Source organism: Streptomyces atratus, assembly GCF_040655115.1.
GTDB lineage: Bacteria > Actinomycetota > Actinomycetes > Streptomycetales > Streptomycetaceae > Streptomyces > Streptomyces atratus_D.
The window spans coordinates 94,602-119,771 of sequence record NZ_JBFAJH010000006.1 but is presented as its reverse complement, the minus strand read 5'-3'; the positions used below and the strand labels follow the sequence as shown (position 1 = coordinate 119,771).

General features: G+C 69.9%; 20 protein-coding genes. 4 read left to right on the top strand and 16 right to left on the bottom strand.

The window, feature by feature from the left end:
* Nucleotides 1-151 precede the first annotated feature (151 nt).
* Nucleotides 152-3,310, top strand: a complete 3,159-nt coding sequence (gene ileS / locus AB0I23_RS10110; protein WP_359108620.1) for an isoleucine--tRNA ligase — start codon at nt 152-154, stop codon at nt 3,308-3,310.
* A 290-nt stretch (nt 3,311-3,600) separates the two neighbouring features.
* Here ileS and AB0I23_RS10105 read toward each other — a convergent pair whose 3' ends face one another.
* The 16 genes from AB0I23_RS10105 to rsmH form a co-directional block, all read right to left on the bottom strand.
* Entirely contained in the window at nt 3,601-4,743 is a 1,143-nt protein-coding gene (locus AB0I23_RS10105) for a DivIVA domain-containing protein (protein ID WP_359108618.1), read from the bottom strand.
* Between the two features lie 49 nt (nt 4,744-4,792).
* The gene (locus tag AB0I23_RS10100; RefSeq protein ID WP_037697102.1) at nt 4,793-5,077 is read right to left on the bottom strand and encodes a YggT family protein; all 285 of its coding nucleotides are present in this window, start codon (nt 5,075-5,077) and stop codon (nt 4,793-4,795) included.
* 70 nt (nt 5,078-5,147) lie between these two features.
* Nucleotides 5,148-5,753 (bottom strand): cell division protein SepF, encoded by a 606-nt coding sequence (locus AB0I23_RS10095; protein WP_329164181.1) that lies wholly within the window; start codon nt 5,751-5,753, stop codon nt 5,148-5,150.
* A 125-nt stretch (nt 5,754-5,878) separates the two neighbouring features.
* Nucleotides 5,879-6,598: a YggS family pyridoxal phosphate-dependent enzyme gene (locus tag AB0I23_RS10090; RefSeq protein WP_359108616.1), complete on the bottom strand. Its 720-nt coding sequence runs from the start codon at nt 6,596-6,598 to the stop codon at nt 5,879-5,881.
* Between the two features lie 6 nt (nt 6,599-6,604).
* Nucleotides 6,605-7,354, bottom strand: a complete 750-nt coding sequence (gene pgeF / locus AB0I23_RS10085; RefSeq protein WP_436846908.1) for a peptidoglycan editing factor PgeF — start codon at nt 7,352-7,354, stop codon at nt 6,605-6,607.
* A complete protein-coding gene (gene ftsZ / locus AB0I23_RS10080; protein ID WP_359108614.1) occupies nt 7,351-8,559 on the bottom strand; it encodes a cell division protein FtsZ in 1,209 nt (402 codons plus the stop codon). The genes pgeF and ftsZ overlap by 4 nt, the downstream gene beginning before the upstream one ends.
* Nucleotides 8,560-8,834: 275 nt before the next feature.
* Complete coding sequence (locus AB0I23_RS10075; protein WP_359108613.1) at nt 8,835-9,620, bottom strand: cell division protein FtsQ/DivIB; 786 nt, start codon at nt 9,618-9,620, stop codon at nt 8,835-8,837.
* A gap of 50 nt (nt 9,621-9,670) precedes the next feature.
* The gene (gene murG, locus AB0I23_RS10070) at nt 9,671-10,765 is read right to left on the bottom strand and encodes an undecaprenyldiphospho-muramoylpentapeptide beta-N-acetylglucosaminyltransferase (protein ID WP_359108611.1); all 1,095 of its coding nucleotides are present in this window, start codon (nt 10,763-10,765) and stop codon (nt 9,671-9,673) included.
* 6 nt (nt 10,766-10,771) lie between these two features.
* Entirely contained in the window at nt 10,772-12,211 is a 1,440-nt protein-coding gene (ftsW, locus tag AB0I23_RS10065; protein ID WP_359108609.1) for a putative lipid II flippase FtsW, read from the bottom strand.
* Nucleotides 12,212-12,324: 113 nt separating this feature from the next.
* Nucleotides 12,325-13,743 (bottom strand): UDP-N-acetylmuramoyl-L-alanine--D-glutamate ligase, encoded by a 1,419-nt coding sequence (gene murD, locus AB0I23_RS10060; protein ID WP_359108607.1) that lies wholly within the window; start codon nt 13,741-13,743, stop codon nt 12,325-12,327.
* Nucleotides 13,740-14,810, bottom strand: a complete 1,071-nt coding sequence (gene mraY, locus AB0I23_RS10055; RefSeq protein WP_359108605.1) for a phospho-N-acetylmuramoyl-pentapeptide-transferase — start codon at nt 14,808-14,810, stop codon at nt 13,740-13,742. The genes murD and mraY overlap by 4 nt, the downstream gene beginning before the upstream one ends.
* Nucleotides 14,807-16,213, bottom strand: coding sequence for a UDP-N-acetylmuramoyl-tripeptide--D-alanyl-D-alanine ligase (locus tag AB0I23_RS10050; RefSeq protein ID WP_359108604.1), 1,407 nt, complete (start codon nt 16,211-16,213; stop codon nt 14,807-14,809). The genes mraY and AB0I23_RS10050 overlap by 4 nt, the downstream gene beginning before the upstream one ends.
* 4 nt (nt 16,214-16,217) lie before the next feature.
* Complete coding sequence (locus tag AB0I23_RS10045; RefSeq protein ID WP_359108602.1) at nt 16,218-17,945, bottom strand: UDP-N-acetylmuramoyl-L-alanyl-D-glutamate--2,6-diaminopimelate ligase; 1,728 nt, start codon at nt 17,943-17,945, stop codon at nt 16,218-16,220.
* 18 nt (nt 17,946-17,963) lie between these two features.
* The gene (locus AB0I23_RS10040; RefSeq protein ID WP_359108600.1) at nt 17,964-19,958 is read right to left on the bottom strand and encodes a penicillin-binding transpeptidase domain-containing protein; all 1,995 of its coding nucleotides are present in this window, start codon (nt 19,956-19,958) and stop codon (nt 17,964-17,966) included.
* 4 nt (nt 19,959-19,962) lie between these two features.
* Complete coding sequence (locus AB0I23_RS10035; protein WP_359108598.1) at nt 19,963-20,538, bottom strand: FtsB family cell division protein; 576 nt, start codon at nt 20,536-20,538, stop codon at nt 19,963-19,965.
* Nucleotides 20,539-20,587: 49 nt separating this feature from the next.
* Nucleotides 20,588-21,553: a 16S rRNA (cytosine(1402)-N(4))-methyltransferase RsmH gene (rsmH, locus tag AB0I23_RS10030; protein ID WP_359108596.1), complete on the bottom strand. Its 966-nt coding sequence runs from the start codon at nt 21,551-21,553 to the stop codon at nt 20,588-20,590.
* A gap of 380 nt (nt 21,554-21,933) precedes the next feature.
* Between rsmH and AB0I23_RS10025 the strand changes: the two genes are divergently transcribed.
* The 3 genes from AB0I23_RS10025 to AB0I23_RS10015 all read left to right on the top strand — a co-directional run bounded on the left by AB0I23_RS10025 (nt 21,934) and on the right by AB0I23_RS10015 (nt 25,165).
* Complete coding sequence (locus tag AB0I23_RS10025; RefSeq protein ID WP_359108594.1) at nt 21,934-22,497, top strand: beta-class carbonic anhydrase; 564 nt, start codon at nt 21,934-21,936, stop codon at nt 22,495-22,497.
* 239 nt (nt 22,498-22,736) lie between these two features.
* Nucleotides 22,737-23,789 carry an AAA family ATPase gene (locus tag AB0I23_RS10020; protein ID WP_359108593.1) on the top strand — a complete coding sequence of 351 codons (1,053 nt, stop codon included), beginning with the start codon at nt 22,737-22,739 and terminating at the stop codon, nt 23,787-23,789.
* Nucleotides 23,789-25,165, top strand: coding sequence for a DUF58 domain-containing protein (locus AB0I23_RS10015; protein WP_359108592.1), 1,377 nt, complete (start codon nt 23,789-23,791; stop codon nt 25,163-25,165). The genes AB0I23_RS10020 and AB0I23_RS10015 overlap by 1 nt, the downstream gene beginning before the upstream one ends.
* The last annotated feature ends 5 nt before the right edge of the window (nt 25,166-25,170 follow it).

Below are 25,170 nucleotides of genomic sequence, written 5' to 3'. Positions count from 1 at the left end.
GAACGCCGCAAGGCAAGTAGAACCGGCATCGCGACCCCAATGAGGGGGCCACGGGCGCACGCCCGGGGCCAAGGAGGGTGGTACCGCGGGAACCGCACGGTTCTCGTCCCTCCGACGGAAGTGGAAAACGTCCGCCGGAGGAATTTCGCCCATGACATCGCTGCAGTACCGCCAGGTACCCGCCCAGATCGACCTTCCTGCGCTGGAGCACGCCGTGCTCGACTTCTGGCGCGAGAGCAAGGTCTTCGCCACGAGCCTCGAACAGTCCGAGGGCCGCCCCGAATGGGTCTTCTACGAGGGCCCGCCGACCGCCAACGGCATGCCGGGCGCCCACCACATCGAGGCCCGCGTCTTCAAGGACGTCTTCCCCCGCTTCCGCACCATGCAGGGCTACCACGTCGGCCGCAAGGCCGGCTGGGACTGCCACGGACTGCCGGTCGAGCTCGCGGTCGAGAAGGAGCTGGGCTTCAACGGCAAGAAGGACATCGAGGCGTACGGCATCGCCGAGTTCAACGCCAAGTGCCGCGAGTCCGTGACCCGCCACACCGACGCGTTCACCGAGCTCACGACCCGGATGGGCTACTGGGTCGACCTGGACGACGCGTACCGCACGATGGACCCGTCGTACATCGACTCCGTCTGGTGGTCCCTGAAGGAGATCTTCAAAAAGGACCTGCTGGTCCAGGACCACCGCGTCGCCCCGTGGTGTCCGCGCTGCGGCACCGGCCTCTCGGACCACGAGCTGGCGCAGGGATACGAGACGGTCGTCGACCCCTCGGTCTTCGTACGGTTCCCGCTCACCTCCGGCCCGCTGGCCGGCGAGGCCGCGCTGCTGGTCTGGACGACCACCCCGTGGACCCTGGTCTCCAACACCGCCGTCGCCGCGCACCCCGACGTCACGTACGTCGTCGCGAGCAACGGCGAGGAGAAGCTCGTCGTCGCCCAGCCCCTCCTGGAGAAGGCGCTCGGCGAGGGCTGGGAACTCACCGGCCAGTCCTTCACCGGCCGCGAGATGGAGCGCTGGACGTACGAGCGCCCGTTCGCCCTCGTCGACTTCCCGAGCGACAGCGCCCCGGCGCACTACGTCGTCAACGCCGCGTACGTGACGACCGAGGACGGTACGGGTCTGGTCCACCAGTCCCCCGCCTTCGGTGAGGACGACCTCAAGGTCTGCCGCGCCTACGGCCTGCCGGTCGTGAACCCGGTCCGCCCCGACGGTACCTTCGAGGAGAACCTGCCGCTGGTCGGCGGCGTCTTCTTCAAGAAGGCCGACGAGGCGCTCACCGAGGACCTGGCCGCCCGCGGCAAGCTGTTCCGCCACGTCCCCTACGAGCACAGCTACCCGCACTGCTGGCGCTGCCACACCGCGCTGCTCTACTACGCGCAGCCGTCCTGGTACATCCGTACGACCGCCATCAAGGACCGGCTCCTCGAAGAGAACGAGAAGACCAACTGGTTCCCCGACTCGGTCAAGAACGGCCGCTTCGGTGACTGGCTGAACAACAACGTCGACTGGGCGCTGTCCCGCAACCGCTACTGGGGCACCCCGCTGCCGATCTGGCGCTGCGAGGACAGCCACCTCACCTGCGTCGGCTCCCGTGCCGAGCTCACCGAGCTCACCGGAACCGACCAGTCGGACCTGGACCCGCACCGTCCGTTCATCGACGCGATCACGTTCACCTGCTCGCACGAGAACTGCCAGCTGGAGGCGTACCGCGTCCCGGAGGTCATCGACGGCTGGTACGACTCGGGTTCGATGCCATTCGCGCAGTGGGGCTACCCGTACAAGAACAAGGAGCTGTTCGAGAGCCGCTACCCGGCGCAGTTCATCTCCGAGGCGATCGACCAGACCCGCGGCTGGTTCTACACGCTGATGGCCGTCGGCACGCTGGTCTTCGACAAGTCCTCGTACGAGAACGTGGTCTGCCTGGGCCACATCCTCGCCGAGGACGGCCGGAAGATGTCCAAGCACCTGGGCAACATCCTCCAGCCGATCCCGCTCATGGACCAGCACGGCGCGGACGCGGTCCGCTGGTTCATGGCGGCGGGCGGCTCCCCGTGGGCGGCGCGGCGCGTGGGCCACGGCACGATCCAGGAGGTCGTGCGCAAGACCCTCCTCACGTACTGGAACACGGTCGCCTTCCAGGCACTGTACGCGCGCACGTCGAACTGGGCGCCGTCCGCGGCCGACCCGGACCCGGCGGACCGCACAGTCCTCGACCGCTGGCTGCTCAGCGAGCTGAACGCGCTGGTGGACCAGGTCACGCAGGCACTGGAGGGGTACGACACCCAGCGCGCCGGCAAGCTCCTGTCCGCGTTCGTGGACGACTTGTCCAACTGGTACGTACGCCGCTCCCGTCGCCGCTTCTGGCAGGGCGACAAGGCGGCGCTGCGCACGCTGCACGAGGTCATCGAGACGGTCACGCGTCTGATGGCCCCGCTGACCCCGTTCATCACCGAGCGGGTCTGGCAGGACCTGGTCGTCCCGGTGACCACGGACTCCCCGGAGTCGGTGCACCTGTCCTCCTGGCCGAAGGCGGACCTGTCCGCGATCGACCCGGCGCTCTCCACGCAGATGGCGCTGGTGCGCCGCCTGGTCGAGCTCGGCCGGGCCACGCGCGCCGAGTCGGGCGTCAAGACCCGTCAGCCGCTGTCCCGCGCCCTGGTCGCGGCGTCCGGCTTCGAGTCCCTCTCCCCCGAACTGCACGCCCAGATCACCGAGGAGCTGAACGTCTCCTCGCTCGCCTCCCTCTCGGATGTCGGCGGCTCGCTGGTCGACACAACGGCGAAGGCGAACTTCCGGGCGCTGGGCAAGCGGTTCGGCAAGGGCGTCCAGGCGGTGGCGAAGGCAGTCGCGAACGCCGACGCCGCGGCGCTCTCCCTGGCCCTGCGCGAGGGCACGGCGTCGGTCGACGTCGACGGTGAGACAGTCGCCCTCGCCCCCGACGAGGTGATCATCACCGAGACGCCGCGCGAAGGCTGGTCGGTGGCGTCCGACTCGGGCGCGACGGTCGCCCTCGACCTGGAGATCACCCCGGAGCTGCGGCGTGCGGGCCTGGCCCGTGACGCGATCCGGCTGATCCAGGAGGCCCGCAAGAACAGCGGCCTGGATGTGGCGGACCGCATCGCCGTCCGCTGGACGTCCACGTCCCCCGAGACGGTCGAGGCACTGACCGAGCACGCGCCGCTCATCGCGGACGAGGTGCTCGCGCTGGACTACGCGCAGGGCGAGGCGGACGGGGCGTACGGCACCCCGTTCGAGGACGAGGGCCTGGCGCTGGCGTTCCGCCTCCGCAAGACGGAGCAGTAACCCACACCACGAGAGGCCCGGCCGGAACGCGTCCGGCCGGGCCTCTCGCTGTTCCCCCACCCACCCCTTCCCGAAACCGGGGGCCCGCCCCCGGACCCCCGGTTCTCGAACACCGTACGGGCTGAATACTCGGCCTCGCCGACGTGTGAGGCGGGGTGTCCGGGGCGGTTAGTGGGGAACGGACCCGCCGCAAGTTCCCCCGCCCACGGCAAAGGGCCGGGCCCCGGGGTCAACCCCGGGGCCCGGCCCTTTGCCTGCCGACGGCTACGCGCTCAGCGCGCGCAACCCGCTCAGTTGTCGTCCTCGTCGATCAGGAACCCACGCATCGGCGACGGCGCCTGCTGCATCGGCTGCGGCGCCTGCGGCCGCACCGGCGCCATCGGCTGAGTCATCGCCGGCGACATCTGCTGCTGGCCGCCGTACGAGGGCCCACCGCCCATGGACGGGTTGCCGCCCATCTGCGGGCCGCCGTGACCACCGTGATTGCCGCCCATGGTGTGACCCATGGCACCCGCACCGGCCGGAGCCAGCGAGGGCGACGGCGGCAGCGACGCGGCCGCCGGACTCCGCGGCGGGGCCAGCGAGTCGTCGGCCTGGGTCTCCAGCTGACGCAGCTGACTCTCCAGGTAGGACTTCAGCCGGGTCCGGTACTCGCGCTCGAAGCCACGCAGGTCCTCGACCTTGCGCTCCAGCGTCGCGCGGGCCGACTCCAGCGAGCCCATCGCCACGCGGTGCTTCTCCTGCGCGTCCCGCTCCAGCGCGTCCGCCTTGGCACGCGCGTCGCGCTCCAGACCCTCGGCACGGCTGCGGGCCTCGCCGACGATCTTGTTGGCCTCGGAACGGGCCTCCGCGATCGCCTGGTCGGCGGTCTGCTGCGCGAGCGAGAGGACACGGGCGGCACTGTCGCCACCGGGGCCCTGACCGGGCTGCTGCATCTGCGGCTGCTGCATCTGCGGCTGCTGCATCTGCTGCATCTGCGGCTGCGGCACGTGACCCATGGGGCCGCCCATCGGGCCACCCATGGGACCGCCCTGCATCGGGCCGGGGCCATGCTGACCCTGCGGACCGGGGCCGTGCTGCTGGGGACCGTGACCACTGGGACCGGCGGGCAGCTGCGGAGCACCACCGGGCAGCTGGGGCGGACCCATCTGCGGGGGCTGCTGCTGGACCGGCGGACCAGATATGGCGGCGGGTACCGGTGCACCGGGACGGTCCTGCGGCTCCGGCTTGCGCATGCCCTGCTGCTGGTTCTGCGCGGCAGCACGCGTGGCGGCGGCCAGCTTGGCGCGCAGGTCCTCGTTCTCACGGAGCAGGCGGGTCAGCTCGGACTCGACCTCGTCGAGGAAGGCATCGACCTCGTCCTCGTCATAGCCTTCTCGGAGGCGGACGGTCGTGAACTGCTTGTTCCGCACGTCCTCGGGGGTCAGCGGCATCTCTTCTTCACCTCTACGTAGTCGTCGGCAGTCGGCAAGACCGTGTCGTTCACAGCCTGGTCACGATCGAGATCAGGATGTAGACGATGATCATCAGAACGAAGAAGGACAGGTCGAGTGCCACGCCCCCGAGACGCAGCGGCGGAATGAACCGCCGCAGAAGCTTGAGCGGTGGATCGGTGACAGTGTAGGTGGCTTCGAGAAGCACCACCATCGGCTTGCCGGGCTGCCATGAACGTGCGAACTGGAAGACGTAGTCCATGACCAGCCGGAAGATCAGCACGATGAGGAAACACATCAGCGCGATATAGACAACCTGCAGTGCGACGCCCATTTCGCGCTTCCCTCTCCCCTGGCTCTCGTAAGCTCCGGCCTTGCGGCCGGGTCGTTCCGGTGTCGTGTTCTCAGCTCTGGTTGAAGAATCCGCCCTCAGCGATGCGGGCCTTGTCCTCCGCCGTGACATCGACGTTAGCAGGCGACAACAGGAACACCTTCTGCGTCACCCGTTCAATGCTGCCATGGAGACCGAAGACGAGTCCTGCGGCAAAGTCGACAAGTCGCTTCGCGTCCGTATCGTCCATCTCCGTGAGATTCATGATCACCGGAGTGCCCTCACGGAAGTGTTCCCCGATGGTACGGGCCTCGTTGTAGGTCCGGGGGTGCAACGTGGTGATGCGGTAGGGCTCCCGCTCGGACACAACCTTGGGCATGATCACCGGTGCGTTCTTCTCCATGTTCGGGCGTTCAGGTGTGATGGATGCCACGGGCGCGATCCGGGCGGGTCGCACACTCTCCGCCGGGATCTGAACCGGCTCCCGCTGCGCGGGCGGCTGCACCACTCGTACCGGTTCGTCCCGCTCCACCTGATGCGCGGGCTGGTGCCTCCGCCGGTCGCGCTCCGGCTCCGGCTCGGGTTCGAATTCGTCGTCGGGGTCGAACCCCGGACCGTCGTACCCATCGTCCTCCACGAGGCCGAGGTAGACCGCCATCTTGCGCATCGCGCCGGCCATGCTCTGAGTCCTCCGCTCTGTGGTGGATCGGCATCTGTCACCAAGTGCCCGCGATCCACTCAGGCCTGCCCGCCATCGGCGGGAATGACCATATTTTCTGCTGTGGTCCGACTTGCTTGGCGACGTTACCCGAGCCCGGGTCGGACTCCGAGTACCGCAGTACCGACGCGTACATGTGTCGCTCCGGCCGCAACCGCTTCCTCGAGGTCCGCACTCATTCCTGCAGAGACCATGTTCGCAGCCGGATGGTTCCCGCGCAGGCGGGATGAGAATTCCATCAGCCGGTCGAATGCGGCCCGTTGCCGTCCCGCGTACGGTCCGGAGAGCGGCGCCACGGTCATCAGTCCGTCGAGCCGGAGCCCCGGCGCGACCTCCACCGCGGCGGCCAACTCCTCGATCCCGTCCGGCGCGACGCCGCCCCGGTCGCCGCGCTCGCCGCTCTCCGCGTCGAGTGCGACCTGGATGAGGCACCCGAGTTCGCGCCCCTCGCGCACCGCGGCGGCCGAGAGGGCCGTGACCAACTTGATCCGGTCCACGGACTGCACGACATCGGCATAACTCACCACAGAACGAACCTTATTCGTCTGCAGTTGTCCGACAAAGTGCCATGTGAGCGACAGATCCGCGCAAGCGGCTGCCTTGGGTGCGGCGTCCTGGTCACGATTCTCCGCGACATGACGCACACCGAGTTCGTGCAGGATCCGCACATCGCTCGCGGGATAGGTCTTCGTGACCACAATGAGGGTCACTTCTTCCCTTTTGCGACCGGCGGCGATACAGGCGGAAGCAATGCGTTCCTGCACCTGTGCCAGATTTTCGGCGAGTTGCGTCCTACGATCCGTCATGCCCTATCAGTCCAACCAGACATATCCGGCGAGCCGCCCGGTGGTGCGGTCGCGACGGTACGAGAAGTGGTCGCCCGATTCGAGGGTGCAGACCGGCGATGCGTGCCGGTCGCGCACCCCGAGGGCCTCGAGTTGGGCGTGGACTCCGGCGGTGACATCCACGGCCGGTGTCCCCCAGCTCGTCTCGGACCACGATGCGGGAACGGCTTCGGCGACGTCGGACCGCATCTCCGTGGGGACTTCGTAGCACCGTCCGCAGACGGCCGGTCCGGTGTGCGCGGTGATCCGGGAGGCGTCCGCGCCGAGTCCGATCATGGCCTCGACGACGGCGGGGACGACTCCGGCGACCAGACCGGGGCGGCCCGCGTGTGCCGCCGCCGCGATCCCGGCGACCGGGTCCACAAGAAGTACCGGGGTGCAGTCCGCGGTGAGAACGGCGAGCGGGAGTCCGCGTCGCGCGGTCACCACCGCGTCCACCGCAGGGATCTCCGCACGCTCTCCCCAGGGTCCGTCGACGACGGCCACGTCCCGCCCGTGCACCTGGTTCATCCAGACGACCTGCGCCGGATCGAGACCGAGCCCCCGGGCGGCCGCCTCCCGGTTGGCGAGGACGGCGGCGGGTTCGTCGCCGACCGCACCACCGAGATTGAGTTCCCCGAACGGAGCGGCGCTCACCCCGCCCCACCTGTCGGTGAAGGCGAAGTGAGCGCGATACCCCGAGGGTTCCGGGGAAACTTCGTGGTGCTGAGCTATCACTTCAAGAAGTCCGGGACGTCCAGCTCTTCGGCCTGGGAGTCCTGGTAGGGACGGGCCGGCGGGACGTGCGGCGTCGAGACCGGTGACATCGGGGTCTCGTTCGCCACCGGCACGGACTCGACCGGGGCCTTGGGTTCCTCGCGCGGCGTTACGGAACCGAGGCCGCCCGTCTGGCGAACCGGTTCGGCGGCCCGGGCCGGCGGCGCCGCCTCCTCGCGCTTTCCCGCACCCAGGACATTCTCGCGACGGGCGGGCGGCTGCCCGCCGTCGAAGCCCGCGGCGATCACGGTGACCCGGACCTCGTCTCCCAGTGCGTCGTCGATGACCGCACCGAAGATGATGTTCGCCTCGGGGTGTGCCGCCTCACTCACCAGCTGAGCCGCCTCGTTGATCTCGAAGAGACCGAGGTCGCTGCCGCCGGAGATGGAGAGCAGGACACCGCGGGCGCCGTCGATGGACGCCTCCAGGAGCGGCGAGGAGATCGCCATCTCCGCCGCGGCCACCGCACGGTCGTCGCCGCGGGCGGAGCCGATGCCCATGAGCGCCGATCCGGCCTCGGACATGACCGACTTGACGTCGGCGAAGTCGAGGTTGATCAGACCCGGGGTGGTGATGAGGTCGGTGATGCCCTGGACGCCCGAAAGCAGTACCTGGTCGGCCGACTTGAACGCGTCGAGCACGCTGACCTGGCGGTCCGAGATGGACAGCAGCCGGTCGTTGGGAATGACGATGAGGGTGTCGACCTCTTCGCGGAGCTCGGCGATGCCGTCCTCCGCCTGGTTCGCGCGACGACGGCCCTCGAAGGTGAACGGGCGGGTGACCACACCGATCGTCAGGGCGCCGAGCGAGCGTGCGATGTTGGCGACGACGGGTGCGCCGCCGGTGCCGGTGCCACCGCCTTCTCCGGCGGTGACGAAGACCATGTCGGCCCCCTTGAGGACCTCCTCGATCTCCTCACGGTGGTCCTCTGCCGCCTTGCGACCGACGGCCGGGTTCGCCCCGGCGCCGAGGCCACGGGTGAGTTCACGGCCGACGTCGAGCTTGACGTCGGCGTCGCTCATCAACAGGGCTTGCGCATCAGTGTTGATCGCGATGAACTCGACGCCCTTGAGACCGACCTCGATCATTCGGTTGATGGCATTGACACCACCGCCGCCGACACCGATGACCTTGATGACTGCGAGGTAGTTCTGCGGTGCTGCCACGTCGAAGGCCTCTCGCCTCGATTTACGTGTCGTCGCTTCGCGGTAGTCCCGCCGCGACGACGGATGCCGATTGGGACGGTCCGACGCCGACCCAAACCCTAACGTTGAAGTTTAGGGTTACCAGTGTGTCTGCTTCTTGGACTCTTCCGAACAGGACACTAAGTCGACAAGCGGCGCACGTTCAACGAACACGCCGAACCTCCCGTTTTTCTTTTCACCCTATGTGATCACCCGTAGCGCTGACCAACCAGGGTGCTGGCCAGGCCAAATGTGCGTCAACTGCCCGACACGGCGGGAGCGGTGGGCGCACTCACGTCGAAGTGTCCCGCTTTGGGAGCCGCTTTCATGAGAGCGGTGAGAACTCTTGCCTTCACCGGACCCTCTTCGCCGCTGCCCCAGACCACCGCGCGCCCCCCGGTCAGTTCCAGGGAGATCGAGTCGTACGAGGTGACCCGTACGACCTGGGTGTCCTTGGCGACTGCGCGGGGAAGTTCGCCCGCGACCCGGACCGCCTCCCGCACCAGCCTGCCACTGCCGAAGCGGCGCAGGCCGGCTGACTGATCGGGTGTCAATTCCAGCAGGGGTACGCGCCCGGGCGCTTTGTCCACCGTGGCGAAGCGAACACCTTTCGCGTCCACTTCAATGAACTTTGCGCCCTTTTTGACCAACAGGACCGGCTGTCGTTCGGTCACTTTAAGTCCGATTCCGTGCGGCCATGACCGTACGACATCCACCGAGTCGATACGAGGCAACTTCTGGCGCAACCGGGCCTCCATGGCGTCCGTGTCCACGGAGACCAGCGGGGCACCGATCGGCACCGCCGCGGCGGACTCCACCTCCGCGGGGGTCAGCACGTCGACACCGGTGGTCCTCACCTCTTCGACCCGGAACCAGGACGAGCCGTAGAGCGCCCAGACGGCGCCCGAGGCGAGCAGCAGGACGACGGCGATCACGACCAGCAGCCTGCGGCTGGGCCGTCCGCGCCCGGTGGGACGCGGCGGGCGGGCCGGGTTGTCCGTCTGCTGCCCTGCACCGCGCTGGGCGGTCGTCGGTCCGGCCACGCTCGCTCCTTATGCCGGGTCCGGGGGCATCACCCCCGGACCCGCCGGCCTCACGCGTTGCGGCGTGCGGCAATCGCCTCGTACACCATGCCGACGAGCAGGTCGTCGGCGTCCCGGCGGCCGAACTCGGCGGCGGCGCGGGACATCTCGTACAGCCGGTGCGGATCCGCAAGCACCGGCAGGACGTTGCCCTGCACCCACTCGGGGGTGAGCGCCGCGTCGTCCACCAGCAGACCGCCGCCGGCATTGACCACCGGCTGGGCGTTGAGCCGCTGTTCGCCGTTGCCGATGGGCAGCGGGACGTAGGCGGCGGGAAGCCCGACGGCGGAGAGTTCGGCGACGGTCATCGCACCCGCGCGGCAGAGCATCATGTCGGCCGCTGCGTACGCGAGATCCATCCGGTCCACGTACGGTACCGGGATGTACGGCGGCATCCCGGGCATGTTGTCGGTGCGCGGCAGTTCGTTCTTCGGGCCGACCACATGCAGGATCTGGATCCCGGAACGCTGCAGCAGCGGGGCGACCCGCTGGACCACCTCGTTCAGATGGCGGGCGCCCTGCGAGCCGCCGGAGACCAGCAGCGTGGGCAGGTTGGGGTCGAGACCGAACGCGTCGCGCGCCTCAGGGCGGACCCGGGCCCGGTCCAGGGTGGCGATGGTGCGGCGCAGCGGGATGCCGATGTAGCGGGCACCACGCAGCTTGCTGTCGGGGGTGGAGACGGCGACCCCGTGCGCGTACCGCGAACCGATCTTGTTGGCCAGTCCCGGCCGGGCGTTGGCCTCGTGGACCACGATCGGCACCCCGGCCCGCTTGGCGGCGAGGTAGCCGGGCAGGGCGACATAGCCGCCGAAGCCGACCACGCAGTCCGCCTTGGTGCGTTCCAGGATCTGCTCGGCGGCCTTGATGGTGCCGCGCAGCCGTCCCGGGACGGTGATCAGTTCGGGGGTGGGCTTGCGTGGCAGCGGCACGGCCGGGATCAGCGCCAGTTCGTACCCCCGCTCGGGTACGAGCCTGGTCTCGAGTCCGCGCTCCGTGCCGAGGGCAGTGATTCCCACGCTCGGGTCCTGCCTGCGCAGGGCATCCGCGAGGGCAAGCGCGGGCTCGATGTGGCCGGCGGTCCCCCCGCCGGCGAGTACGACATGCACCGAAATTCACCGCTCTCCGGACGGACGCTTCTTGCCGCGCCGTCTCATCGTCTTCCATCTCACCCCGGGCCTCCGCATGGCCAGGGCCGCCTTCGCAGCAGGCTCCTCACGCGCGAACGCGATCAGGAGCCCCACCGCGAACATGGTCGGCAGCAGGGCCGATCCCCCGTAGGAGAACAGCGGGAGCGGGACCCCGGCGATCGGCAGCAGGCCGAGCACCGCACCGATGTTGATCACGGCCTGAACCGTGATCCAGGTGGTCACACCTCCCGCGGCGTACCTCACGAAGGGGTCCTCCGTGCGTCCGGCCACGCGGATACCCGCATAGCCTAGAGCCGCGAAGAGGGCGAGCACCGACAGCGTCCCCGCCAACCCCAGTTCCTCCCCGGTGATGGCGAAGATGAAGTCGGTGTGCGGTTCGGGCAGTTGGCCCCATTTTTCCACACTCGCACCCAGCCCGGATCCGAACCATCCGCCGGATGCCAGAGCATAGATGCCATGCACGGCCTGCCAGCACGAGCCGTCGGGCCCGGGTTCGCTCACTCCCATGCAGCTGAGCCGGGACATCCGGTTCGGGCTGGTCTTGATCAGCAGGAAGGCCAGCACCCCTGCGACGGCGAGCACCCCGCCGAACAGCCGGGTGGGCGCCCCGGCCAGCCAGAGCAGGCCGAACAGGATCGCGGTGAGAATGATCGCAGTTCCCATGTCGCCGCCGAGCATGATCAGCCCGAGAAGCATGAAGGCGACCGGGACGAGCGGCACCAGCATGTGTTTCCACTGGGCCAGCAGCCGCTTGTCCTGTTTGCGGGCGAGCAGGTCGGCGCCCCAGAGGATCAGGGCGAGCTTGCCGAACTCACTGGGCTGGAGCTGGAAGGGTCCCCCCAGGTAGAGCCAGTTCTGGTTGCCGTTGACCGACATCCCTATCCCCGGCACCTGGACCAGCACCATCAGGAAAACCGTGCCCATGAGCAGCGGGTAGGCGAGCGCCCGGTGGAGTTTGACGGGCATCCGGGAGGCCATGATCAGCAGTCCGGAGCCGATGAGGGCGGCGAGGAACTGCTTGCGGAAGAAATACGTGCCGGGCTTCGACAGCTCCAGCGCCTTGATCATCGAGGCGGAGTAGACCATCACCAGCCCGAGCACGGTGATCAGCAGCCCGGCGCCGAGGATCAGGTAGTACGCGGTCAGCGGGCGGTCCCAGGCCCGGCGCGCCTGCTCGTACATCCGCCGCAGGCCACCGCCACGGGGCACGCGGGGGCCTGAGCCGCTGCGGCCCCTGGAGCGCGGTACGACGGGCTGCCGGGTGCCCGCCAGCTTGCCGCGCAGGGCGAGGCCGACGGGCGCCGGAGGTCCGCCCAGGAAGGGTCGGGCCAGCACCCGGCCGATCCCCGCGACCTCCGGTGGACGGCCCGTGCGGCGCGCGGCGGAGCTCTCGTCGGCCGGCATTGTCGCTGTCCCCTCCACTGCTCGTGCCCGGGGCTGCTGCCGAGGGCCGGGGCGTGCGGCGGAGCCGCCCGAACCCCGTTGTCCGGGGCAGTACGGCGCGGCGGCCGGGCCCGTCAGTCGCTCTCGTCGGCGAGTGCGCGGACCGCGTCCGCGAATGCCTCGCCCCGCTTGTTGTAATTGGCGAACATGTCCATCGAGGCGCAGGCCGGGGCCATCAGTACGGTGTCTCCCGGCCGGGCGAGCCGGGCCGCCTCGCGGACCGCCTCGGACATCACCCCAGTGTCGGTCCGGCCGAGGTCGACGACCGGGACCTCGGGGGCGTGTCGCGCGAGGGCTTCGCGGATCAGCGCTCGGTCGCGGCCCATCAGTACGACGCCCCGCAGCCGCTTGGCTGCGCCGGTCACCAGCTCGTCGAACGTGGCGCCCTTGGCGAGGCCGCCGGCGATCCAGACGATCGGGTCATAGGCCGCGAGGGATGCCTCCGCGGCATGGGTGTTGGTTGCCTTGGAGTCGTCGATGTACGCCACCGATGCGACGTCCGCGATGTGTTCGATGCGGTGCGTGTCGGGACGGAAGGCCCGCAGACCGTCCCGTACCGCCCTGGGTTCGACGCCGAAGGCGCGGGCCAGCGCCGCGGCCGCCAGGGCGTTGGCGATGTTGTGCGGGGCGGGCGGGTTGACGTCCGTGACCTCGGCGAGCTCCTGGGCCTGCTTCTGCCGGTTGGTCACGAAGGCACGGTCGACGAGGATGCCGTCGACGACGCCCAGCTGGGACGGGCCCGGGGTGCCGAGGGTGAAGCCGATGGCGCGGCAGCCCTCCTCGACGTCCGCCCCGCGGACCAGGTCCTCGGTCACCTTGTCGGCCGCGTTGTAGACGCAGGCGATCCGGTTGCCCTCGTAGATCCGGCCCTTGTCCGCGACGTACGCCTCCATGGAGCCGTGCCAGTCGAGGTGGTCCGGGGCCAGGTTGAGAACGGTCGCGGAGTGGGCGCGCAGCGAGGGCGCCCAGTGCAGCTGGTAGCTGGAGAGCTCGACGGCGAGTACGTCGTACGTCTTGTCGCCGAGGACGGTGTCGAGGAGGGAGATGCCGATGTTGCCGACGGCGGCGGTACGCAGCCCGGCCGCCTCCAGGATCGAGGCGAGCATCCGTACGGTCGTGGTCTTGCCGTTGGTGCCGGTGACCGCGAGCCATGGCGCCGCATCGGGACCGCGCAGCCGCCAGGCGAGCTCGACGTCGCCCCAGACCGGGACGCCCGCCTCGGCGGCTGCTGCGAAGATCGGCTTGTCCGGCTTCCAGCCGGGGGCGGTGACGATGAGCTCGGTGGACTCGGGCAGGGTCGCCCCGTCGCCGAGGCGTACGGCGATCCCTTGCGCCTCCAGCTCGGCGGCCTGCGTACGGGAACGCTCGTCGTCCCCGTCGTCGACCACCGTGACGACGGCGCCGAGGCCGTGCAGGACACGGGCAGCGGGGATACCGCTGACACCGAGTCCGGCGACGGTGACGTGCTTGCCCTGCCAGTCCTGGTTGCTCACTTGGCGGCTGCCCACCCTGCGTAGAAGAGACCGAGTCCGACGATCACACACATGCCCTGGATGATCCAGAAGCGGACCACGACAAGGACTTCGGACCAGCCCTTGAGTTCGAAGTGGTGCTGGAGCGGCGCCATTCGGAAGACCCGCTTGCCGGTCATCTTGAAGGAGCCGACCTGAATGACCACGGACATGGTGATCATCACGAAGAGGCCGCCGAGGATGGCCATCAGGAACTCGGTGCGGGAGCAGATCGCGAGACCCGCGAGCGCGCCGCCGAGGGCCAGTGAACCGGTGTCGCCCATGAAGATCTTGGCGGGCGAGGTGTTCCACCACAGGAAGCCGAAGCAGGCGCCCATCAGTGCGGAGGCGACGACCGCGAGGTCGAGCGGGTCGCGTACCTCGAAGCAGGCGTTGGGGTTGGTCAGGGAGACCGCGTTGGCGCAGGACTCCTGGAACTGCCACAGCCCGATGAACGTGTACGCGCCGAAGACCATGACCGACGCGCCGGTGGCCAGGCCGTCCAGACCGTCCGTCAGGTTCACACCGTTGGACATGGCGAGGATCATGAACAGCGCCCAGACGACGAACAGCACCGGGCCGATCGACCAGCCGAAGTCCGTGACGAACGACAGCCTGTCGGAGGCCGGGGTGTTGCCGCGGCCGTCGGCGAACTGCAGCGACAGCACCGCGAAGGCGATACCGACGATCAGCTGGCCCGCCATCTTCGCCTTGGCCCGCAGGCCGAGCGAACGCTGTTTGACGATCTTGATGTAGTCGTCGAGGAACCCGACGAGGCCCATCCCGGTCATCAGGAAGAGGACCAGCAGACCGGAGAAGCGCATCTCCTCGCCGGTGATCACCTTCGCCAGGAAGTACGCCATCAGCGTGGCCAGGATGAAGGCGATGCCGCCCATGGTGGGCGTGCCCTTCTTGCTGCCGTGGCTGCGCGGGCCGTCGTCACGGATGAACTGCCCGTATCCCTTGCGGGCCAGGAGCTTGATCAACAGCGGGGTACCGACCAGGGTCAGGAAGAGCCCGATGGCCCCCGCGAAGAGGATCTGCCTCATCGGCCGGTGACCTCGCCCTCGGTCGAGTTCTCCAGCAGTGCCTGGACGACCTGTTCCAGGCCGGCCGACCGGGACGCCTTCACCAGCACGACGTCTCCCGCGCGCAGTTCACTGCGCAACAGGTCGACGGCCGCCTGTGCGTCGGACACGTGCACCGACTCCTCACCCCACGAACCCTCGTTGTATGCGCCCAGTTGCAGCCAGGAGGCTTCTCTGCCCCCGACCGCGACGAGCTTGCTGACGTTGAGCCGGACGGCGAGCCGTCCGACCGCGTCGTGCTCGGCGAGCGAGGCGTCGCCGAGCTCGGCCATGGGGCCGAGCACCGCCCACGTACGACGGCCCTTCCCCATGGCGGCCAGCGCGCGCAGCGCTGCTCGCATGGATTCGGGGTTCGCGTTGTAGGCGTCATTGACGAACGTCACGCCGTCCGGACGCTCGGTGACCTCCATGCGCCAGCGGGAGAGGGTGCCCGCCTCGGAGAGCGCGAGGGCGATCTCGTCTACGGGCAGGCCCAACTCATGGGCGACGGCGGCCGCGGCGAGCGCGTTCGACACGTGGTGCTCACCGTACAGGCGCATGGTCACATCGCTGCACCCGGTGGGTGTGTGGAGCGTGAATGCGGGGCGGCCGTCGTCGGTGAGACGGACCTTCTCTCCCCGTACGTCCGCTTCCGCGGCTTCACCGAAGAGCAGAACCCGGGCCTTCGTGCGGGAGGACATGGCGCGGACGAGCGGGTCGTCGGCGTTGAGGACGGCGACTCCGTCCTCCGGGAGCGCCTCGACCATCTCGCCCTTGGCGACGGCGATCTGCTCGCGGCCGCCGAACTCGCCGATGTGCGCGGTGCCGACGTTGAGGACGAGGCCGATCCGCGGCGGGACCAGGCCGGTGAGGTAGCGGATGTCGCCGATGTAGCGGGCACCCATTTCGAGGACCAGGTGCTCGGTCTTCTCGGTGGCGCGCAGGGCGGTGAGCGGCAGGCCGATCTCGTTGTTGAGGTTGCCCGCGGGGAAGACGGTGGGGCCCTTGCGTTCCAGGAGCTGGGCGATCAGGTCCTTGGTGGAGGTCTTGCCCGCGGAGCCGGTGAGGGCGACGACAGTGGTGCCGAGGCGTCCGACGACGGTCCGGGCGAGGGTACCGAGCGCGGCCATGACGTCGTCGACGACGATCGCCGGAACACCGACGGGGCGGGCGGCGAGTACGACTGCCGCACCCGCCTCGACGGCGCGCTGCGCGTAGTCGTGGCCGTCGACCCGCTCGCCGGCGAAGGCGACGAACAGGCTGCCTTGCTGCACCTCTCGGGAGTCGATGACGACGGGCCCGCTGACGGTCACTGCCGGATCGGGTATGTCGTGCGACTGCCCGCCGACGATTTCGGCGATCTCGGCGAGGGTAAGGGCGATCACTTGGTCATCCCTGACTGTTGTTCTCGTGGGTGTGGGCGAGCTCCGGGACGTCCTCGGCGCTCTCGTGCCCCAGGGACCGTGCGATGGCCGCGCGCAGCACCGTACGGTCGTCGAAGGGGCGCACCACTCCGTGGATGTCCTGGCCCTGTTCGTGCCCCTTGCCGGCGATCAGCACGGTGTCGCCGGGCCGGGCGCGGGCGACCGCGGCGGCGACGGCGGCGGCGCGGTCGGCGTCGACGAGGACGTCACCGCGCTCGTGTGCGGGCACCTCGGCGGCGCCCGAGAGCATCGCGGCGAGGATGGCCAGGGGGTCCTCGGAGCGGGGGTTGTCGGAGGTCAGTACGGCGGTGTCGGCGAGGCGGGCCGCGGCGGCGCCCATCGGGCCGCGTTTCGTCGTGTCGCGGTCGCCACCGCAGCCGAGCACGATGTGCAGCCTGCCCTCGGTCACCTTGCGCAGCGAGCGCAGGACCGACTCGACGGCGTCGGTCTTGTGCGCGTAGTCGACGACCGCGAGGTACGGCTGGCCGGCGTCCACGCGCTCCAGCCGGCCCGGGACGCCGGGGACGGCGGCGACGCCGTCGGCCGCGGTCTGCGGGTCGACGCCCGCGACGGCGAGGGTGACGATCGCGGCGAGGGAGTTGGCGACGTTGAACCGGCCGGGCAACGGGGCCCTGGCCGTGATCCGTTCGTCCTTGGGGCCGACGGCCGTGAAGGAGGAGCCCAGCGGTCCGACCTCGACATCCTCGGCGCGCCAGTCGGCGTCCGGGTGGCCCTCGGCGGAGAAGGTGACGACCGGGACGGTTGCCTCCGTGACCAGCCTGCGGCCGTACTCGTCGTCGAAGTTGACGACACCTTGCCGGCTCCGCCGCGGGGTGAACAGCTTCGCCTTGGCCTGGAAGTAGTCCTCCATGCCGGAGTGGAACTCCATGTGCTCCGGGCTGAGGTTGTTGAAAACGGCGACGTCGAAGACGCAGCCGTCGACGCGGCCGAGCACCAGGGCGTGGCTGGAGACCTCCATGGTGACCGCGTCGACGCCGCGCTCGCGCATGACGGCGAACAGGGCCTGGAGGTCGGTGGCTTCGGGGGTGGTGCGCTCGGACTTGATGCGCTCGTCGCCGATCCGCGTCTCGACGGTGCCGATCAGCCCGGTGGCGCGTCCGGCGCCACGGAAGCCACCCTCGACGAGGTATGCGGTGGTGGTCTTCCCGGACGTCCCGGTGATCCCGATCTGGAGGAGGTCGGCGCCGGGCCGCCCGTAGATCTCGGCGGCGAGTTCGCCCATCCGGCCGCGCGGGTTCTCGGTGACCAGCACCGGCAGCCCGGTCGCGGCAGCGCGCTCGGCGCCCGCCGGGTCGGTGAGGACCGCTGCCGCGCCGAGGCCGGCCGCCTGGGCGACGAAGTCGGCACCGTGCAGGCGGGCGCCGGGCAGCGCCGCGTACACATCGCCGGGCCGCACCGCCCGCGAGTCGTGGGTGATGCCGGTGACCTCACCGGATCCCGGCGGCTCGGCTCCCAGCCGGGCTGCCAGTTCACCGAGGGGGGTCGGCCGCAGCCGATCCGGGCGGGGCGCTCCCGGGTAGGTCACAGGGGCGTCCTTCGGGGTGGTTTGGGACTGTTCAGCGTGGGACACGGCGGTGAGCGTACCGGGCCCACCCGGCCTCTCGCTAAGTGAGGGGGGAGGGTTGCGGTGGTTCCCGTTCCGGTTCCCGGGTTCGGGGGTGATGGTTGTCACTGGCTGGTTTCCCCGAGTTCACTCGCCGGGATTGAAGGACACCGGCAGCCGGGCTGACTCGCTGCCGGACGGTGGGGTCTGGAGCGTCTTCAGCGCGAACTCCATGACCTGCTTGTAGATGGGACCGCAGATCTGACCGCCGAAGTAGCTTCCCTTGGTGGGGTTCTGGATCGCGCAGTAGACGGTGATCTGCGGGTCGTCGGCGGGTGCGAAGCCCGCGAAGGACGCGGTGTAGCCGTGGTAACCGCCGCGGACCGGGTCGACCCGGTTGGCCGTGCCGGTCTTGCCCGCGACCCGGTAGCCGGGGATGCGGGCCCTGGTACCGGTTCCCTCCTCGTCACCGACCACCGACTCCAGCATGCCCGCGAGCGATTTCGCGGTCTTCTTGCTGATCACCCGGGTCTCTTCGGGGGCGGCAGCGGGGGTGAAGCGGCCGTCCGCGCCCTTGGTTCCGCGGATCAGGGTGGGCTGGACCCGCACGCCGCCGTTGGCGATCGTCGAGTAGACCGAGGCGGCCTGCATGGCGTTGAGTGAGAGTCCCTGGCCGAACGGGATCGTGTACTGCTGCGAGGTCGACCAGTCCTGTGGCTTGGCGAGGATGCCGGGGGTCTCGCCCGGGTAGTTCAGCCCGGTCGGGCTGCCGATGCCGAATTTGCGCAGATACGAGTAGAGGACCTTGTTCGCCTTCGGCTGGGTCCGGCCGAGCTGCCCGGTGGCCAGGATGGTGCCGATGTTGCTGGACTTGGCGAGTACGCCGTTGAGCGTCAGGTACCAGGTGGTGTGGTCGATGTCGTCCTTGAAGAGCCGGTCGCCGCGGTGCAGTCGGTTGGGGACGGTGACATGGGTGCCGGAGGTGGCCACCCCCTCCTCCAGCACGGCGGCCATGGACATGACCTTGCTGGTGGAGCCCGGTTCGTACACGTCCTGCAGCGCCGCGTTGCCCAGTGACGCCGCGTCGGCCTGGGAGAGGTCGTTGGGGTCGAATCCCGGGGCGTTGGCCATGGCGAGGACCTCGCCGGTCCTGGCGTTCTGCACGATCACATAGCCGCGGTCCGCCCTGGACTTCTTCACCTGGTCCGAGATGGCCTTCTGCGCGGCCCACTGGATGTCCCGGTCGATGGTCAGCTCGATGTCGGAGCCCGCGACCGCCGGGACCTCACTGGTGCCCGCGGTGGGCACCCGGCGGCCGCCGGACTGGGCGTACTTGATCTTGCCGTCCTCGCCCGCGAGCTCCTTGTCCAGCTGTGACTCGAGGCCGCCCGCGCCCTTGCCCTCGGCATTGACGTAACCCAGTATCCCGGCGGCGAGCCCGCCATTGGGATAGACCCGCTTGGTGGTCGTCTCCTGGAAGACACCGGCCAGCACATTGGCCCCGGTCCCGCCGTTCGCCCGGTCCTTCTGGGCCTTCTCGGCGAAAACGGACTTGAGGTCCTTGATCTGCTTCCAGACCTGCGGGGTCTGGCGACGGGCCAGCACCGTGTACCGGCTCTTCGGCGTCGACAGCTTCTTCGTCAGCTCCTCGGCTTCGACGCCGAGGATGGGTGCGAGGAGGGCCGCGGCCTGCACCGGTGCGTCCGGCGCCTTGCTGTCCTCGGGTGTGAACATCTTGGGGTCGGCGGTGATGTTGTACGCGTCGACACTGGTGGCCAGGGCGATGCCGCTGCGGTCGGTGATCTCACCGCGCTCGGCGGCGACCGTGTACTCCAGGTAGCGGTTCTTGTCGGCCTTGGCCGCGTACGCGCTGGCGTCGACGGCCTGCACCTGCAGGAGCCGCACGACGAACGCCAGCATGACGAGCGTCAGCGCCAGACCGACCAGGCGGAGCCGGGGGCGCGGACTGCCCAGCCGCAGCGGGCGCGCCGATCCCTTGCGCGGAGCGCGGCGGTCCTTTGCGCGGGGCGCGGCGGACGACGGGCGGCGCGCGGCAGGCCGGGGGCGGCCGGAGCCGGCTGCTGCGCTGCGGGGCCGCGCGGGGCCGGGGACCCGGCGGCGCGGTGGTTCCTTGGAGGGCACTGCGTCACCTGCCGGGGCTCGTCGAGGACTGGTTTGCCGGGGTACGCGGCTGCGCGGGCGGGGCTGCGGAGATGCTGGGCTTCACGGGCGGGGCCGCCGACGTACCGGGCTTCGTCACGGGCGGGGCCGACGGCGAGCCGGTGACCGACGGCGCGACCGCGGGCGGGGCCGCTGCCTGCTGGGTCTGCCGCGGGGCTGCGGGGGTCGGCGGGGCGGTGGCCTCGGAGGGGACGCCGCGGACCGTGCCGTCAGGTTCGAGGAAGGCGGGGCTGCCGCCGGGCACCATGCCCAGTTCGCGGGCGCGGCGCTCCAGTGCGTCGGGCTTCGAATACCCGTCGACGTCGTGCTGGAGCGCCTGCTGCTCGTCGGTGAGCTCGGTGGTCCGCTTCTTCAGTTCGCTCAGCCTGAACGAACCTACGTTGAGTGCGGAGTTCAGCAGCAGCAGGGTGATCAGTCCGCCGCCGAGGAGCAGCACGACCAGCAGGACGAAGGGCGTACGGGCCGCGTTGCTGGGCCCGGAGGGCATCAGCCGGGCGAGCCGCGCGGCCCGTCCCTTCAGCTGTCCGGCCGGTCCGCTCACCGCGCCACCTCGGGCGCTCCCGGTGCCGTGCCGGCCGGACCGGCCGCGCTCATCGCTCCTCCTCGCGAATCCGCTGGGCGCCGCGCAGCCGAGCGGGGGCGGCTCGCCGGTTCTCGGCGACCTCATCCTCCGTGGGCAGTTCCGCACCGCGGGTCAGCAGCTTGAGCCGGGGCTGATAACGCTCGGGGACGACGGGCAGTCCGGGTGGCGCCGTGTTGGCGGCGCCCGCCACGAACACCTGCTTGACCAGCCGGTCCTCCAGTGAGTGGTAGGAGAGAACGGCGATCCGGCCACCGACGGCGAGGGCCTGCACCGCGGCCGGGATCGCCCGCTCCAGGACGGCGAGCTCGCCGTTGACCTCGATGCGCAGCGCCTGGAAGGTGCGCTTGGCCGGGTTGCCGCCGGTGCGCTTGGCGGCCTGCGGCAGCGAGTCCCGGATCAGCTCGACGAGCCGGGCGCTGTTGCTGAAGGGCTCCTTCTCGCGCTCGCGCACGATCGCGGAGACGATCCGCTTGGCCTGCTTCTCCTCGCCGTACGCGCGCAGGATCCGGACGAGCTCACCGGGCGGGTAGGTGTTGAGCACCTCGGCAGCGCCGATGCCGGTCGTCTGGTCCATCCGCATGTCGAGCGGAGCGTCCTGGGCGTACGCGAATCCGCGGTCGGCCTCGTCCAGTTGCATGGAGGAGACACCGAGGTCGAACAGGATGCCCTGGACCTTCGGGATGCCGAGCCGGGCGAGCACCTCGGGCAGTTCGTCGTAGACGGCGTGCACCAGTGTGGCCCGGTCGCCGTACGGGGCGAGCCGCTCGCCGGAGAGCCGCAGCGCTTCCTTGTCCCGGTCCAGCGCGATCAGACGGGCGGACGGGAAGGCGGCGAGCAGGGCCTCGCTGTGGCCGCCGAGGCCGAGGGTGCAGTCGACGACCACGGGCTGCTGCGGGCCCGGCGCTTCCAGAGCCGGGGCCAACAGGTCCAGGCATCGCTGGAGCATCACCGGGACGTGTCGGGTCTGGCTCATGTGCCCTCTCAGGCTCAGGTCCCGTGCGGCTGCCCGTACGGCCTGGTCCCCGCCCGCTCGGAAGGGGAGGCCCACCGGCGCCGGGAAGTGGCGTCAGCCGACCGGCGAGCGGGAGAGGGCCGGGCCGTACGTACGCCGCGCACACAGGGGAAATCTTCGGAATGTGCAGGGTGTCGGTAACTTCCGGTCACTTTAGTCCACCCTGCCATTCGATCGATTCCCGATCAATCAACCGGGCAGCGCGTCGCCCGGCCCTCTCCATCACCCTGTCGAGCGATTCGTTGTGAGGCTTGTGGGTTACCTCACAACAAGCCTCGTTGACGTTCTTTGTCCGCTCCCACAGCACGCCGGAACGAACTGTGCGAGCTAACGTCGTATCCATGTCGACTTCCGCACACTCCCCCGTCGAGCTCTCCGCATCCGCTGCCGGTCAGGCCCGTACCGGCGGGACCGTCACCGACCGTCTGGTCGAGGCGAACACCCGATACGCGGCCGAGTTCGACGACCCCGGCATGGACGCGCGGCCGGTGCTGCAGGTTGCCGTGGTCGCCTGCATGGACGCTCGGCTCGACCTGCACGACGCGCTCGGCCTGGCGCTCGGCGACTGCCACACCATCCGCAACGCGGGCGGCGTGGTCACCGACGACGTGATCCGCTCGCTCACCATCAGCCAGCGAGCCCTCGGCACCCGCAGCGTCATACTCATTCACCACACCAACTGCGGCCTCGAGTCGATCACCGAGGAGTTCCGGCAGGAGCTGGAGGCGGAGGTCGGCCAGCGCCCGGTCTGGGCCGTGGAGGCGTACAAGGACGCGGATCAGGACGTACGGCAGTCCATGCAGCGCGTCCGCACCTCGCCGTTCCTGCTGCACACCGATGATGTCCGCGGCTTCGTTTTCGACGTGACCAGCGGCTTGCTCCGCGAGATCCTTCCCGTCGCCTGACCCTGATTGCCCGACCGGCGGTATCGAAAACAACCCGGACCCTGACATTTCGCATCCACTTGTCCACAGGCGAGTGACACGAAGCGGTAACGGCAACAAGAATGCGTGTGTGACACCCACCGGACCCGTCCGGAGGGTGTCCGTACGTCGGGGTGGGCCGGGCCAACAACAGCGCATCGGCCCGTGAATGGGGTATCCCCTGCTCTTCGAGAGCGCGGGGCAGGGCCGAGGAGGGCCGGGTGACGACCTATGACGATCGAGCGAGCCTCACAGATCTGACCGCCACAGCGGAGCGGGTGCGCAGGTCGGTGGAGAGCGTGATCGAAGGCAAGCCTGAGGTCGTACAACTTTCGCTGACCGTGCTCCTCGCGGAGGGGCATCTCCTCATCGAGGACGTCCCCGGGGTCGGCAAGACGATGCTGGCCAAGGCGCTCGCGCGATCGATCGACTGCTCGGTGCGGCGCATCCAGTTCACGCCGGATCTGCTGCCTTCGGACATCACCGGTGTGTCGATCTTCGACCAGCAGCGGCACGAATTCGAATTCAAACCGGGCGCGATCTTCGCCCAGATCGTGATCGGCGACGAGATCAACCGCGCCTCGCCGAAGACCCAGTCCGCTCTGCTGGAGTCGATGGAGGAGCGTCAGGTCACCATCGACGGGCACAGCTACGAACTGCCGGATCCCTTCATGGTGGTGGCCACCCAGAACCCGGTCGAGATGGAGGGCACGTATCCGCTGCCCGAAGCCCAACGCGACCGGTTCATGGCCCGCGTGTCGATCGGCTATCCCAGCGCGGAGGCCGAACTGCAGATGCTCGATGTGCACGGCGGCATCTCGCCGCTCGACGATCTGCAGCCGGTGGCGCACGCCCACGACATCGTGAAACTGATCGAAGCCGTACGGACGGTCCATGTGGCCGAGTCCGTGCGGCGGTACGCGGTGGAGCTGGTCGGCGCCACCCGCAGCCACCCGGATCTCAGACTCGGCGCCTCGCCGCGCGCCACCCTGCACCTGCTCCGCGCCGCCAAGGCGTCCGCGGCGCTGACCGGGCGGGACTACTGTCTGCCCGACGATGTGCAGGCGCTGGCCGTCGCGGTACTCGCGCACCGGTTGCTGCCCACCGCGCAGGCCCACCTGAACCGCCGCACCGCGGAGCAGGTCGTGCTGGAGATCCTCCAGCAGACGCCGGTGCCGACCGCGGCCGGCGGTACGGCCGTCCCGGCGCCGCTGCACCAGCCGGGCCGGCCGGTGTACGGCCGGCAGCAGCCGCCCGGCGTACGGCAGGCGTGATGACAGCCGGGGGGCCCGCCTCCATGGAGGACTGCGACGACAAAGGCGGTCTGCGGGCCGCACTGGGCGGCCTGACCACGCGTGGGCGGTCCTTCCTCGCTGCCGGAATCGCGGCCGCGATCTGCGCGTATGTGCTGGGCCAGGGCGATCTGCTACGGGTCGGGCTGCTGCTCACCGCGCTTCCGCTGGTCTGTGTGACGGTGCTCCTCCGCACCCGCTACCGGGTCGCGGGCACCCGGCGGCTCTCTCCGTCCCGGGTGCCCGCGGGCACCGAGGCACGGGTGCATCTGCGGATGGAGAACGTGTCCAGGCTGCCCACCGGGCTGCTGATGCTGCAGGACCGGGTGCCCTACGTGCTCGGGCCGCGGCCCCGGTTCGTCCTGGACCGGGTGGAGGCGGGCGGCCGGCGCGAGGTGTCCTACCGGGTCCGGTCGGATCTGCGCGGGCGGTATCCGCTCGGGCCGCTGCAGCTGCGGCTGAGCGACCCGTTCGGGATGTGCGAGCTGACCCGGTCGTTCAGTGCGCACGACACGCTGATCGTCGTCCCGCGGACCCAGCCGCTGCCGCCGGTGCGGTTGTCGGGCGAGGCGTCCGGCTACGGCGAGGGGCGGCAGCGCTCACTGGCACTGGCCGGCGAGGACGACGTGATTCCGCGCGGCTACCGGCACGGCGACGACCTGCGCCGGGTCCATTGGCGCTCCACCGCGCGCTACGGCGAGCTGATGGTGCGCCGCGAGGAGCAGCCCCAGCGGGCCAGGTGCACGGTGCTGTTGGACACCCGGCGGATCGCCTATCAAGGAACCGGGCCCGACTCGCCCTTCGAGTGGGCGGTGTCGGGGGCGGCGTCCGCGCTGGTGCACATGCTGGAGCGGGGCTTCGCGGTGCGGCTGCTGACCGACGACGGCAGTTCGGTGCCGGGCGAGGGCGGTGGCGGCTTCGCCGGAACGACCCAGGAGTCCGCCGACTCCGCGGGACTGATGATGGATACCCTCGCGGTCGTCGACCACTCCGACGGCGGCGGCCTGTCGCGCGCGTACGACGTGCTGCGCGGCGGCAACGAAGGGCTGCTGGTCGCGTTCCTCGGCGATCTGGACGACGTGCAGACGACAGTGGCCGCCCGGATGCGGCAGCGCAGCGGCGGCGCTGTCGCGTTCGTCCTGGACAGTGCGGCCTGGATGCACGGCAGCGCGTCCGATGCGGCGCTCGCGGCGTCCGATGAGCGGCTGCGACTGCTGCGCGAGTCGGGCTGGACGGCGGTCGCGGTGGGGCCGGGGGCTGATCTCGCCCGGCTGTGGCAGCAGGCGGGACAGCAGAGCTCCGTGACGCAGTCCGCGCTGTCGGGCGGTACGACAGGCTTCACCGGTGGATGGTCATGAGGGGA

Excerpts from the sequence above, each read along its gene's own strand:
- rsmH (WP_359108596.1), bottom strand. The coding sequence starts at position 21,553 with ATGAGCCAGACCCGACACGTCCCGGTGATGCTCCAGCGATGCCTGGAC.
- AB0I23_RS10100 (WP_037697102.1), bottom strand. The coding sequence starts at position 5,077 with ATGGGCGTCGCACTGCAGGTTGTCTATATCGCGCTGATGTGTTTCCTC.
- mraY (WP_359108605.1), bottom strand. The coding sequence starts at position 14,810 with ATGAGGCAGATCCTCTTCGCGGGGGCCATCGGGCTCTTCCTGACCCTG.
- AB0I23_RS10095 (WP_329164181.1), bottom strand. The coding sequence starts at position 5,753 with ATGGCCGGCGCGATGCGCAAGATGGCGGTCTACCTCGGCCTCGTGGAG.
- ftsW (WP_359108609.1), bottom strand. The coding sequence starts at position 12,211 with ATGCCGGCCGACGAGAGCTCCGCCGCGCGCCGCACGGGCCGTCCACCG.
- AB0I23_RS10105 (WP_359108618.1), bottom strand. The coding sequence starts at position 4,743 with ATGCCGCTGACCCCCGAGGACGTGCGGAACAAGCAGTTCACGACCGTC.
- ileS (WP_359108620.1), top strand. The coding sequence starts at position 152 with ATGACATCGCTGCAGTACCGCCAGGTACCCGCCCAGATCGACCTTCCT.
- AB0I23_RS10025 (WP_359108594.1), top strand. The coding sequence starts at position 21,934 with ATGTCGACTTCCGCACACTCCCCCGTCGAGCTCTCCGCATCCGCTGCC.
- AB0I23_RS10015 (WP_359108592.1), top strand. The coding sequence starts at position 23,789 with ATGACAGCCGGGGGGCCCGCCTCCATGGAGGACTGCGACGACAAAGGC.
- AB0I23_RS10090 (WP_359108616.1), bottom strand. The coding sequence starts at position 6,598 with ATGACGGATCGTAGGACGCAACTCGCCGAAAATCTGGCACAGGTGCAG.